At 44.9% G+C, this 12,514-nt stretch carries 11 protein-coding genes; 6 read left to right on the top strand and 5 right to left on the bottom strand.

The genetic code is table 11. The features are described from left to right. Positions 1 to 180 precede the first annotated feature (180 nt). Both DVG78_RS23670 and DVG78_RS23675 read left to right on the top strand, forming a co-directional pair. The gene (locus tag DVG78_RS23670) at positions 181 to 1,341 is read left to right on the top strand and encodes an ATP-binding protein (RefSeq protein ID WP_114463512.1); all 1,161 of its coding nucleotides are present in this window, start codon (positions 181 to 183) and stop codon (positions 1,339 to 1,341) included. A 91-nt stretch (positions 1,342 to 1,432) separates the two neighbouring features. Continuing rightward, positions 1,433 to 2,509, top strand: coding sequence for a glycoside hydrolase family 113 (locus tag DVG78_RS23675; RefSeq protein WP_229598305.1), 1,077 nt, complete (start codon positions 1,433 to 1,435; stop codon positions 2,507 to 2,509). 6 nt (positions 2,510 to 2,515) lie between these two features. Here DVG78_RS23675 and DVG78_RS23680 read toward each other — a convergent pair whose 3' ends face one another. The 5 genes from DVG78_RS23680 to DVG78_RS23700 form a co-directional block, all read right to left on the bottom strand. Continuing rightward, positions 2,516 to 3,613: a M15 family metallopeptidase gene (locus DVG78_RS23680; protein WP_114463513.1), complete on the bottom strand. Its 1,098-nt coding sequence runs from the start codon at positions 3,611 to 3,613 to the stop codon at positions 2,516 to 2,518. Between the two features lie 36 nt (positions 3,614 to 3,649). Beyond that, a complete protein-coding gene (argC, locus tag DVG78_RS23685; RefSeq protein ID WP_114463588.1) occupies positions 3,650 to 4,633 on the bottom strand; it encodes an N-acetyl-gamma-glutamyl-phosphate reductase in 984 nt (327 codons plus the stop codon). Positions 4,634 to 4,720: 87 nt separating this feature from the next. Further along, complete coding sequence (gldC, locus tag DVG78_RS23690) at positions 4,721 to 5,074, bottom strand: gliding motility protein GldC (RefSeq protein ID WP_114463514.1); 354 nt, start codon at positions 5,072 to 5,074, stop codon at positions 4,721 to 4,723. Between the two features lie 119 nt (positions 5,075 to 5,193). Beyond that, positions 5,194 to 6,207 (bottom strand): c-type cytochrome, encoded by a 1,014-nt coding sequence (locus DVG78_RS23695; protein WP_114463515.1) that lies wholly within the window; start codon positions 6,205 to 6,207, stop codon positions 5,194 to 5,196. A 119-nt stretch (positions 6,208 to 6,326) separates the two neighbouring features. Further along, positions 6,327 to 7,547 (bottom strand): FtsX-like permease family protein, encoded by a 1,221-nt coding sequence (locus tag DVG78_RS23700; protein WP_114463516.1) that lies wholly within the window; start codon positions 7,545 to 7,547, stop codon positions 6,327 to 6,329. Positions 7,548 to 7,688: 141 nt separating this feature from the next. Here DVG78_RS23700 and DVG78_RS23705 point away from each other — a divergent pair, with 141 nt between their 5' ends. The 4 genes from DVG78_RS23705 to DVG78_RS23720 all read left to right on the top strand — a co-directional run bounded on the left by DVG78_RS23705 (position 7,689) and on the right by DVG78_RS23720 (position 12,513). Next, positions 7,689 to 8,897: an ATP-grasp domain-containing protein gene (locus tag DVG78_RS23705; RefSeq protein WP_114463517.1), complete on the top strand. Its 1,209-nt coding sequence runs from the start codon at positions 7,689 to 7,691 to the stop codon at positions 8,895 to 8,897. Between the two features lie 44 nt (positions 8,898 to 8,941). Then, positions 8,942 to 10,072 (top strand): MalY/PatB family protein, encoded by a 1,131-nt coding sequence (locus DVG78_RS23710; protein WP_114463518.1) that lies wholly within the window; start codon positions 8,942 to 8,944, stop codon positions 10,070 to 10,072. 236 nt (positions 10,073 to 10,308) lie between these two features. After that, the gene (locus DVG78_RS23715) at positions 10,309 to 11,247 is read left to right on the top strand and encodes a hydrogen peroxide-inducible genes activator (protein WP_114463519.1); all 939 of its coding nucleotides are present in this window, start codon (positions 10,309 to 10,311) and stop codon (positions 11,245 to 11,247) included. A 186-nt stretch (positions 11,248 to 11,433) separates the two neighbouring features. Then, complete coding sequence (locus DVG78_RS23720; RefSeq protein WP_114463520.1) at positions 11,434 to 12,513, top strand: sensor histidine kinase; 1,080 nt, start codon at positions 11,434 to 11,436, stop codon at positions 12,511 to 12,513. The last annotated feature ends 1 nt before the right edge of the window (position 12,514 follow it).

Consider the following 12,514-nt stretch of genomic DNA (forward strand, 5'->3'; position numbering starts at 1 on the left):
TTTAGGTTTGTTAGCACAACTAAAATACGAAAATCCCCGAATTATGCCAAATACGCGCATATTCGGGGATTATTTTTTGATGCAAAGTACTGATATTTAATATCTTAACCCTTTAAAGGGAAGCCTATTTATGTAAATCCACTTTTTATTCTTAGATTTACATAAAAATCGTTCCAGAAAATGATAGAGCGAACCTTGGCTTCTCGTCTTACGGAGCTTCTTACTAAATTCCCCATACTATCGCTTACTGGCCCGAGGCAGTCGGGGAAAACGACCCTGTTGCGTCAACTTTTGCCGAATTACCGATACGTGTCTTTAGAAAATCCCGATGAGTTGGATTTTGCACTTTCAGATCCCCGCCGCTTTTTGGATACCTACTCTGGGCAGGTTATTTTTGATGAAGTACAACGTGCCCCAAAGTTGTTTAATTATCTACAACAGCGGGTAGATGAATCTCGACAGATGGGACAATATATACTGTCGGGTTCGCAGGACTTCCTATTGATGAAAGGTATTACGCAAAGCTTGGCAGGGCGGGTTGCTATTTTTCGATTGTTCCCATTTTCATTTGGAGAGTTACAAACCGTTGATTTATTGGCAACGACTCCAGAACGTGCGATGTTTACGGGCTTTTATCCACCTGTTTTTGACCGAGGATTGCATCCTTCTGACTTTTACGCCAACTATTTTGAAACTTACGTGCAGCGGGATGTTCGGGAACTTCAGGCGGTGCAAAATCTGACGCTTTTTCGGACATTTGTTCGGTTGGCGGCAGGGCGGGTTGGACAACCGATTAATTACCAAAAATTGGCTTCAGATGTAGGCATAGCTGCTACAACTGCCCGTGAGTGGTTGAGCATTTTGGAAACGAGTCATTTAGTGTTTATGCTGCCATCTTATTACAAGAACTTTAGCAAACGCCTCATCAAATCCCCGAAATTATATTTTTATGACGTAGGTTTAGCCAGTTATCTTTTAGGAATTAAACAGGAAGAAGAGCTAATTACCCATCATTTTCGAGGCAATTTGTTCGAGAATATGCTCGCGGCAGAGTTAGTTAAGCAAGGTTACAACCGCAATGAACCCAACGAGCTTTACTTTTGGCAAGAAAGTAACGGACACGAAATTGATATTTTATTAGAAAAAAGTGGAGGAGTACTCATTGGTGAAATCAAATCGGCAGGGACCATCAATGCTTCATTTTTTGATAATTTAGCATGGTTTCAGCAGCAAACGGATGTGCCTGTACTGGAAGCTTATTTGTGGTATGCAGGGAATGAATCTCAAATTCGTCGTAGCGCAACAGTGATGCCATGGCACCAAGTAGGGCTAATAAAGTGAGTTTATATCAATTTACTTTTGGGCAATGATACTCATTACACAGTAAGCCCACCACAAAGGTGGCTTTTTTGTTAAACCCTGACTCCTTATCGTGAAAAAACTTATTCGCTACCAACGATGGACTGCCAGCTGTAAACTTCAAACAGCAAAACGGAACGCCGCCTGCTGCAAACTGTTAACTGCCTGCTGCCTACTGCTGACTGTCGCCTGTACCCGCCCTTCGCCTCCCGTGTATAGCGGACAGAAGATGAGGGGTATCAACTTGGTGGCTCCTTCTAAAGAGATTGATTCGTCGGTCTTTAGTCCTATTCGTCAGGTAAATGCCGAATGGGTGGCGGTCATTCCGTACGGTTTTTGTCGGGAAGGGGAGCCGCATTTTCATTTCAACATGAACAAAATGTGGTGGGGAGAAACCAAAGACGGGACTGCCAAAACGATAGAACTCGCGCACCAGAGCGGCCTGAAAGTAATGCTCAAGCCGCACGCGTGGGTCGGAAGGGGGATGTATACGGGCGATTTTGACCTCAAAACCGAAGCCGATTGGCAAACTTTTGAAAAAGATTTTGGTGATTATATCCTTACCAATGCCCGCATTGCTGATTCAATGAAAGTAGATTTGTTTTGTATTGCGACCGAAATGGACAATTTCGCGTTTAAACGCGCTCCTTTTTGGCGTTCGATGATTAGGCAGGTACGAGAAATTTACAAAGGGCCGTTGACGTACGCCGATAACTGGAATAACTATCCGCGAAATCCCTTCTGGGCAGACTTAGATTTTATTGGTGTAGATGCCTATTTTCCCCTTTCGTCCGAAAAACACCCTTCGGTAGAGACCTTGCAAAAAGGTTGGTTGACGCATTTAGATGAGTTGGAAGAATTTGCGGCAAAACTTCAAAAACCCATTTTATTTACGGAATTTGGCTATCGAAGCGTTGATTTTGCCACCGAAAAACCTTGGGAATCGCACGATACAAAAACCGATAATCCTGCATTACAGGCGGATGCTTACCGGGCTTTTTTTAAGGAAGTGTGGCCCCGAAAATGGTTAGCGGGGGCTTTTGCGTGGAAATGGTTTTTGCACCAACCGCGCGACTCCCGAAGGGACGCTTTTTCACCCCAACAAAAACCCGCTGAAGCGGTATTGAGGGAAGAATTTGGGAGAAAATAGCGTTTGTTATTGCCAAACTCCCAACCTAAACGTTTTCTGAACTCCCGTCGGGTGGATTAAACTTGTGGTATGCTGGTCAAGGTTGCCGATGATTAAAATATCACGGCCCGATTGATAGCCCGCTTTGGTGGCTTCCAACGCAAGATTGCGAATAAAAAGGGACGTGGGGCGTTCGGCTAACGTGTCGCACACGCAGGCTTGGCCTTTATGTAATTGATGGAGGGCGGCAAGCAATGCTTTGGTATCTTCTACTTTGGCCGCTTTTCCGGCGGCGGTCATGGCCTGCACACGATTTTTGAAATAGCGACCATAGGCTTCATATTCAAAGCGTAAGGCAGGAATATTCGCTAAAAGTTCAGCACTGTTTGCAAAAAATTGAATGTGATTGGGGTCAACAAAACCTAAAAAATTACCACCCCAAGTAAGCGAATACTGTCGGCCTATTTGTCCCAAAAATGTTTTATAATGGGTGATATTTTGCAATTGCCTGCCCCTGCTGAGGATGGCAATGTCGGAGGCCAAGCCAAATTGATGCTGAGACAAGGGAGATACACTTTTGCCCATGGTCAGGTGGCGTTTTTGCTTTCCGCTTCCGCGCAAATCCGACTGCACCCTAAGTTTATAGTGAGGGAATTGGCGTAAATAGGTCTGCATCATTGCGTCCCGTTTTACCAAAAAAGAATCTCTGACCGATTTTAAAATTGACTCGTAGCGAAGGTAGGGATAATCGTAACGATCGGCCAACGACCAAAGATAGGTGAGGTCGAGGGTCGAAAGGGTGTCGACTCTAAACGACGCCTGAGGAAGTTTCAGTTCATAAGGTTGGCCTTGAAACGATGGTGCAGTGAGGGCTTTCCAAGGCTGGATTTGCCCATTTTTGATGGTCGTTACATAAATCTGCGGGACGGAAATCAGGGCTTCCTTGAGGGTATCGGCTTGGGAAAATGGCAGCACTAAATCAAGTACACTAAATGATTCGAGGCGCTGAGTAGTGTCGCAACGTTCTTTTTCCCATGAACTTTCTTTCAATTCATCAACTGCACCGCAGGCAATGGACAGCAGCACGAGCGCTATACTGCCGATACAAAAAACGACTTTGCCCATGCTGCTTATACAGTTGAAAAATGAGAATGTTTTCCTCTAAAATGCGGCGGCTTTCAGGCGCAGCCCTGCATCTTCGGGCAAGCCAAAAAGTAAGTTTAGGTTCTGTACCGCCTGTCCAGAAGCACCTTTGGTTAGGTTATCTATTTCGCTCGTAATCAGGAGATTGTCTCCGTGCTTCTGGAGTTGAATCAGACACTTATTGGTATTTACGACTTGTTTGAGGTCAATATCTTGGGTACTTACATGCGTAAACGGATGCCCAGCGTAATAGGTTTGGTAAAGCGAGAGGGCTTCTTCCAACGTTCCCGAAAATTTGGTGTACACATTGGCCATAATCCCACGGGTAAAGTCTCCGCGATAGGGTATGAAATTCACCTCTTTGCTGAAATTCGCTTGCAAAGCCGTCAAGCTCATCTTGATTTCTTTGAGGTGTTGGTGCGTAAAGGCTTTGTAAATAGACATGTTGTTGTTGCGCCACGTAAAGTGCGTCGTGGCGCTCAACGCCTGACCTGCACCCGTGGAGCCAGTAACGGCACTTACGTGGACGTCGTCGGTTAATAAACCTGCGGCGGCCAAAGGCAACAATGCCAATTCGATACTGGTGGCGAAGCAACCAGGGTTGGCGATTTTATCGGCAGTTTTGATGCGCTCGCGCTGCAATTCGGGCAAACCGTACACGAATCCGTTGGATTGATCGCGGAAATCAGTACTCAGGTCGATGATTTTGACGGAAGAAGGCACGGGATTGCTTACCAAAAACTTTTTGGATTCGTTGTGCCCCGAACAGAGAAAAATAGCATTTAAGCCTTCTATTGCCAATAAATCTGCGATTTCTTCCCCCGAAAAAGCTAATTCAGTATCCCCCAATAAGTCGGTATGAGTGGCATAAATGGGTTTGCCTGCTTGGCTTTTGGAGTGCGCCCAGGCAATTTCAACGCTCGGGTGATTGATTAAAATACGTAATAATTCGCCCCCGGTATATCCCGCTGCGCCGACGATTCCGATTTTTATTTCAGTCATTTTGTTTTTTTGATCACTGGGTTGTGAGCAACCCTGTTTTGGTCGTGAAAAACCCAAAACACATTTCACTAAATAAATCTAAGCAACTTATTGCCCTTGTTGTTGTACGGCTTGCATTTCTTTTTGAAGACGTTTGCTCAATGCCATGCCTACTTCGTCAATTTCAGCGGCCATGATTTCGTCGCCCGTAGCATTGCGCAGTGTATCGGCTACGCAGCCGAGCATTTCGATGCAAAAGCGCTTCATATCAAGCACTTCCATGTCTTTTGACCACAAGGGGATAAAGAGCGTTCCCCGGTGAAAATGGTCCCAAACTCCTACGGCAATCGCTTTGGTTTCTTCCAGTCCTTCGTTGGGGTTGTCGGTCGCTTCCCAATAAATTTTTTCGGGGATTTTCTCCTCGTCCTGCTCTATGGTAAATTTTATTTCTTTTTGTGCCATTGGTTTTGTTTCCTTATTAATCCTGCAAAGTTAAGAATTAGAACCTATGTATACGAAAAATAGTTCTGTTTGACCCCTTCTAAAAACGAGTGAAATCGGGGAGGGTAGGTTTTAAAATACTAAATTTTCTTCAAACCTACCGTTTCGGTTTTGGCATCTTTTCCCAAAATTTTAGCCTTTTTGGGGGTAAAAGCAACCGTTTGGTTTTTGATGGGTTTGAGCGATTGGAGATAACTATAAATGGCTCCGAGGTCTTCTTCGCTCATTCCGCTGTAAAAAAGCCACGGCATAGGCGTATTAAAACCGTCCTGTGTGGCGAAGGAATGGAAGGTTTTAGGGTCAAACGATTTAAAACGAGCAATAAATGCCTTTTTGGTCCAATGTCCAATTCCTGTGGCCAGGTCGGGGGTTAAATTGGCCGACTGTACCGTGCCGCTGGGCAACGGGAAAGACATTCCGCCCGCTAGTGACTTCTTTTTGACGGGTATGCCCATGTGCCGTTTGGTGTGGCAATCGGCGCAGCCCGCAAACGTAACTAAATAGCGGCCGTACCCGATAGAATCTTGCAAGGCTGGTTTGGATTGAAAAGCCGCCTTTTGCGGCATTTTTTTGAGGATTGGCTTTAACCAAAAATCAGGTTTAGCGGCAGGAACTGGGTTTTCGATGGGAGGGATAGTGCGCAAGTAGGCGATGATGGATAAAATATCTTCGCGGTCCATTTTGCCATAATTTTGGTAGGGCATCATCGGCAATAGGGCGGTTCCGCCCTTGGAAACACCCGTTGTAATGGCGCAGTAGAGTTCGCCGTCGGTCCATGCTTTTAGGGCAGCAGGCGTTAAATTTTTTCCATAAAAAGTACCAGGTAGGCCCATTTTATGGTCAAAGACCTCGCCGCCTGCGCCTTGAGTGCCCGCTATCATGGGGCCAGCAAACTGTGAATAATCGCGGCGGGAATGGCAATCCATACAGACGGCTACGTGGTTGGCGAGGTATTCGCCGCGTTGAATGCGCTCAGGAGTGAGGTTTACGGTTAGTTGTTCGGGTGCTCCAATGCGGGCCTGTGGGCTTCTGCAACCGATAAATGCAAGGCACGCAGTAGCCTGCGCGACGAGAATAGCGTGGGTGAATTTCATTGTTAAATGGCTGTTTAAAAATTAAACAACCAAATTAATGATTTCACCTACGTATCGGCCCGATTTTCTGCTTGATTTATTAAACGTTCTTTGCAGCAATGACTCAATTGGGCGATTTCTTACTTCTTAAACACCAGTGCTTGAACGGGCCGAATTCGACTAATAATCAGGGTAGGTAGTAGTAAAATGAGCGCAATGAGCAAAATGATACCCGCATTGAGCAACAAGATTGCTTTCCAATCAAACACGATTGGAACCGTATTCATAAAATAATTGGTGGCGTCGAGGGGAATGATTTTAAAACGGGATTGGGCCCAGCAGAGGCCAATGCCAATGAGGTTGCCAATGAGTAACCCTTTGACAGACAGTTGAATACCCACGAAAAAAAAGATGCGTCGTATTTGTGCATTGGGACTGCCGAGCGTTTTGAGAAGGCCCACCATCGGTGTGCGCTCCATCATCATGACGAGCAAAACCGACGCAATGTTGAAACACGTCACAAACAGCACCAAGACCAACAAAACACTCGTGTTTTGGTCCAATAATTGGAGCCACTCAAACAAAGGCCGAAACCGATCCGTGACCCGTTCCATGCGCATATCGGCGGGGAGTTGGCCATACAAGGTTTTGGCAGAAGACTCCAATTGGTCAAAATCATTGACAAAATATTCGTACGCTCCGACCGAATCGGGGCCCCAACCGTTGAGACGTTGCACCAAGCCAATGTCCCCCAGAACCAGTTGATTATCAAACTCTTCGAGGTTGGTTTCGTAAATGCCAACAATGTTAAGTTTACGGACGCGCGGCGGATTCTGGACAAAATACATCACGACGTTATCGCCTACTTTTAAGTTTAATTTTTGGGCAATGACCCGACTCAGGATGATTTCTTCGGCGTAAGAAGTATCCGAAAACTGAATGGGGCGGCCTTCAATCAAACTTTCTTTCAATAAATCCCAGTCGTAATCACGACCTACACCCTTAATGACGGCCCCTTGTAGTTCGTCAGGGGTTTTGAGAATACCCGCCTTGTGCGCAACGGCCTGTCGGTGGCGAATCCCCGGGATTTTTTGCCATTGATCATAGACGGGCGTATGGAGCAAAATCGGTGATTCTTCAAATGATTGGTTGAGCGATAGTTTGGAGACCTGAATATGGGAGCCAAAAAGAAAAACCTTTTGATAAATGGTGCCCTTAAACCCAAATAAGACAGACAGGGCCACAATACCCACGGCAACCCCTAAGGCAATGGAGGCAATGCCTACTCGGGAAACAGTAGCCGAGAAAGTGGCTTGCTGAGGCTGACGTATGCGACGAGCCACGAAAACGGGGAAATTCACAGCCTACGTTTGGTTGAAAGATTGATAGTTTGTATGTTTGAAAAGTCCCCGCAAAGGAAACACATTCTTTTTAATCAACCTAGTCTTACGCTTAGTTGGGGGTGGTCATAAATTGTCCTAAAACACAAACTTTGAGAACCTATGAGCCTTACGTTTCTCTGTATCACCTGTTACTTTAAAGGAGGGGATTTTATGCGGGCCTGCAAGGAAGCCGGCAACACGGTCTATTTGCTGACGGCCAAACGAACCGAAGGCAAAGCGTGGCCCTACGAATCTATCGACGAGATTTTTTATTTGGAAGATGATTCCAATACGCTTTCAAACTTTGAGAACATGATTAAAGGTATGGCCTACGTGATGCGTACCCGAAAAATAGACCGGGTGGTGGCCTTGGATGATTTTGACGTAGAAAAAGCGGCGACGATACGGGAGCATTTTCGGATTCCTGGCATGGGTCAAACCACGGCTCGTTATTTTCGTGATAAGTTGGCCATGCGGGTGCAGGCCCGTGATGCGGGTATTAAAGTGCCCGTGTTCAGCGCTTTGTTTAATGATGTAGAAATTACGGATTATTTGCGGGCGTCCACTCCGCCGTGGGTCATCAAACCCCGCGCTGAAGCCTCTGCCGCAGGTATAAAAAAAGTGTATAGTTTTGATGAAGCATGGCAGACCATTCATGGCTTGGGCGAAGAAAGACACTTGTTTTTGATTGAACAATTTAAGCCCGGGGCCGTCTACCACGTCGATGCACTTACGCTGGGTGGGAAAGTTATATTTCACCGCAGTAGTGAGTACCTCAATACACCGTTTGAAGTGGCGCACGGGGGCGGAATCTTTCGCTCCGTGACGGTAGAATTTAATTCTAAAGATGCCAAAGCCCTCAAAAAGATGAATGAACAGGTGCTGAAAGCATTCAATATGAATTATAGTGCCTCACATACTGAAGTTATCAAATGCCACGAAGATGGAGAGTTTTATTTTCTGGAAACGGCATCGCGGGTAGGAGGGGCGCACTTGGCCGAAATGGTAGAAATGTCATCGGGCATTAACTTATGGAAGGAATGGGCAAAAGTGGAAAATGCCTTGGCCAAGGGTGAAAGTTATTCGTTGCCCGATGTCAGAGATGATTATTCTGGAATTATCATTTCGTTGGCTCGTCAGCAATGGCCCGATTCCGCGCCGTTCAATGACCCTGAAATTGTGTGGCGAATGAACGAAGAATACCACGTCGGCCTCATTGTTCAATCCACAACTAGGGCGCGAGTACTTGAATTAATGGAAAAGTACGCCCAAATGATTCGGCATGACTACCATGCCTCCGCCCCCGCGCAGGATAAACCAACCCATTAGATTAGATTGGGGAGGTATTGCATAAAAATCAATCTTTTTTAATAATGAGTATTTTCGATACAGAAATCAACCGTCGCCACACCAATAGTTATAAATGGGATAAATATCCCGAAAATGTCCTGCCGGTTTGGGTGGCCGACATGGATTTTCAGGCCGCACCTCCCATTCTTGACGCGTTAAATAAAGTTACGCAACATGGCGTTTTTGGCTATTCTCGCTGTCCTGATGAACTGAATGAGGTTATGATGGAGCGTCTTCGTACGCGCCATGCGTGGGAAATTGATAAAAATTGGATGGTATGGCTGGGAGGTTTAGTGCCGGCCATCGGCCTTGCCATTAGAGCCTTCACGCAGGTGGGTGAGGGAGTGATGACGGCGGTGCCAGTGTATCATCCGTTTATGATTGAAATCGAAATGGCCGATCGTGAGTTGCAGAAAGTCCCTTTAAAATTAGAAAATGAGCGTTGGACGCTTGATTTTGAGGCGATTGAAGCGGCCATTATGCCCAACACCAAATTATTTTTGCTTTGTAATCCCCACAATCCCGTGGGTACAATGTTTACGCGGGATGAACTGCAACGTTTGCATGAGATTTGTCAAAGTCATGGTATTGTCGTTTGTTCAGACGAAATCCATTGTGATTTAATATTAGATGGTACCAAAAAACACATTTCCTATGCTACACTCGGCCCAGAAGCCGCCCAAAACAGTATTACGTTATTGGCCCCCAGCAAAACCTTCAATTTGGCGGGCTTAGGTTGCTCGCTGGTGGTGATTGCCAATGAGGAGCTGCGCGCTAAGTTTGTCCGTACCAAAGCAGGGTTGATGCCTATGCTTTCGGCGTATGCGTACGAAGCGGCGTTGGCGGCCTACCGAGATGGGGCTTCGTGGCATGAGGAGCTGTTGGATTATTTAAAAGCGAATCACGATTTGCTTTTGGAGACGGTCAATCAAATGAAGGGGTTGAGAATGAGACCATTGGAAGCTACTTATTTGGCGTGGATTGACACTCGTGATACTGGCCTAACCGACGTAGCCAAACGACTCGAAGAGGCAGGGGTTGGCATCAATGATGGTGCAATCTTTGGAGAACCCGGTTTTATCCGACTCAATTTTGCCTGTACTCGCGCTACACTAGAAGAAGTTTTGAGGAGAATGAAAACGGTTTTTGTGTAAAAATAAGAAAGGTCTGGTAATCCTACCAGACCTTCTTATTACTGTTTATCTCATACGTTAGGCAAGTGTTGATGCGTGTTTGGAGGGGTATTACTGCTTCGGTGTCTATGCTCAAGCTTGCAGCAATGGCGGGTTAAGGACAAAGAAGTTTAACGATTAATTTGTTGAATACAAATGTACCTTTATGTCTTTTGTGAATCAAATCAATATTATTTATGTTTTGATAGATAAAACCTATGACATTCGTACAACTTGAATACTTGGTTGCTTTGGATACCTATCGGCATTTTGCAATGGCGGCTGAAAACTGCTGCGTTACGCAGCCGACCCTGAGTATGCAAGTCCAAAAATTGGAAGATGAGCTGGGCGTAAAACTTTTTGACCGCAGTAAACAACCTGTCGTTCCGACTGAAATAGGCGAGCTGATTATTAAACAAGCGCGGCTTTTGTTGCGTGAATCGGCCAAAATAAAGGACATTGTCGACGAACATCGCGGAACCGTAGCGGGGGAGATTCGTGTGGGAATCATCCCAACGCTGGCGCCGTACCTTTTACCGTTGTTTTTGGATAATTTTATTAAAAAATACCCGCAAGTAAAGCTGAAAGTAATCGAATTGACCACCGAACAGCTTATTTCTAAACTAAACAAAGATTTGCTCGACGTGGGAATCGTGGTGACACCCTTGCAGGATGATCGAATTACGGAGTTTCCGCTTTTTTACGAGGAGTTTGTGGCCTACCTCTCAGAATCAGAAAAAGCGTACCAAAAAGAATTCATCCTTTCGGAAGACATTGAGCCCAATCATCTTTGGCTTTTGGAAGAAGGACATTGTATACGCGGACAAATCCTGAATATCTGTGAGCTGCGAAAGCAGAATTCGCACATGCGAAATTTTGAATACGAGGCAGGAAGTATCGAAACCCTCAAACGGATGGTGGAACATTACGGGGGTATAACGATTTTGCCCGAATTGTCGCTGCGGGATTTAACCGAAAAGCAACAATTGCAGGTTCGTCATTTTCACGCGCCTTCGCCCACCCGAGAGGTCAGCTTGGTAATGCTCCGGCATCACCTCAAAAAGAGCATTATTGAAGCAATGAAAACCGAAATCCTGAACGTAATTCCTGAAAAAATGAAACAGAACATTTCGGGAAAGGTGATAGAACTGGGTTAATGGCATCAAAATAATTTTATGCCCTGATTATCCTCATCAGATGCAATTTCGTCTAAAAATTCTTACTAGACGTCGCTTCCTTTAAATAGAGAAACCGTTATTTGCTAACTTTCAGCTAGAGCTTGATTAAAATTTTATTAAATTTAGTGGCTCATCGACTCTTTTCCGAAATTAAATCGTACTGTTATGTCGGCTCCAACCCTTACTTTACCTGCTCCTCCCGGTAAAATACGCTGGCGGCAACTTCTGGTTGTTTTCACCCATATTTTCTTTTGGGCGTGTTTTATCTTTTTACCTTTTATTTTGATTCAGTCTCAGCAACCCGCTGCGGATACGCCATCTAAGCTAACGAATGAGGAAAAAGAGCGAATTTGGCAAATGACTTTTTATTTTAGTCAGTTTTTTTCGGTGCTGATATTTTATGCTAATTCTGAAGTTTTGCTTCCCAAAGTCTTTAAAAAGCATGGCTTGGGTATTTATTTGCTTATCATTCTGACTACTTTTATTGTTGTTCTGACGATTACCTATTTCTTTCGTTATTGGATGATGGGATTTGCGCCAAGAACTTGGTTTACGTATTCAACTTTTTATTCGCTTATTTCAGTTATTGGAATCAGCACCTGTTTTCAATTATTGAGTGATTACCAACGCGAGCATCGTCTCCAAAATGAACAAGAAAAAGTACGTTTACAGTCTGAACTGTCGTTTTTGCGGTCGCAGATAAGCCCTCACTTTATGTTCAATCTGATGAATAGCTTGGCGGCCTTGGCCCGTAAAAAGTCAGATTTGTTGGAACCGATGATTGTCAAGATGTCTGATTTACTGAGATATATGCTTTATGATTCAGACGATGCCAGAATCCCGTTGGATAAAGAAATGAATTACCTCAAGAGTTACGTTGAACTGCAACAAATGCGTTTTGGCAATAAAGTTAAAGTGGAAATGGACTTTGAAACGCCTACCAATGGCTTAGCGCTTGAGCCTATGCTGTTGATTCCTTTTGTGGAAAATGCTTTTAAACACGGGACGGGTTTTATTCGGGAACCCTACATTCAAATCGCGCTGGCAACCAACAAACATAAGCTGCATTTTAGAGTACAAAACCGCTTCAACAGCGATTTTGTAGAATCGAAAGATGGGAGTTCGGGGATAGGCTTGGCCAACGTTCGTCGGAGATTGGAACTGCTTTATCCAGAACAACATTCACTTAAAATATCTAAGGAGAAGGACATTTTTATTACGGAAGTGGAAATTACGTTAAAGTAAC

This window comes from Runella aurantiaca, from assembly GCF_003339505.1.
Taxonomy (GTDB): Bacteria; Bacteroidota; Bacteroidia; order Cytophagales; family Spirosomataceae; genus Runella; species Runella aurantiaca.

Coding starts and splice junctions, on each gene's coding strand:
- DVG78_RS23705 (WP_114463517.1), top strand. CDS start 7,689: ATGAGCCTTACGTTTCTCTGTATCACCTGTTACTTTAAAGGAGGGGAT.
- DVG78_RS23710 (WP_114463518.1), top strand. CDS start 8,942: ATGAGTATTTTCGATACAGAAATCAACCGTCGCCACACCAATAGTTAT.
- DVG78_RS23695 (WP_114463515.1), bottom strand. CDS start 6,207: ATGAAATTCACCCACGCTATTCTCGTCGCGCAGGCTACTGCGTGCCTT.
- DVG78_RS23680 (WP_114463513.1), bottom strand. CDS start 3,613: ATGGGCAAAGTCGTTTTTTGTATCGGCAGTATAGCGCTCGTGCTGCTG.
- DVG78_RS23670 (WP_114463512.1), top strand. CDS start 181: ATGATAGAGCGAACCTTGGCTTCTCGTCTTACGGAGCTTCTTACTAAA.
- gldC (WP_114463514.1), bottom strand. CDS start 5,074: ATGGCACAAAAAGAAATAAAATTTACCATAGAGCAGGACGAGGAGAAA.
- DVG78_RS23720 (WP_114463520.1), top strand. CDS start 11,434: ATGTCGGCTCCAACCCTTACTTTACCTGCTCCTCCCGGTAAAATACGC.
- argC (WP_114463588.1), bottom strand. CDS start 4,633: ATGACTGAAATAAAAATCGGAATCGTCGGCGCAGCGGGATATACCGGG.
- DVG78_RS23715 (WP_114463519.1), top strand. CDS start 10,309: ATGACATTCGTACAACTTGAATACTTGGTTGCTTTGGATACCTATCGG.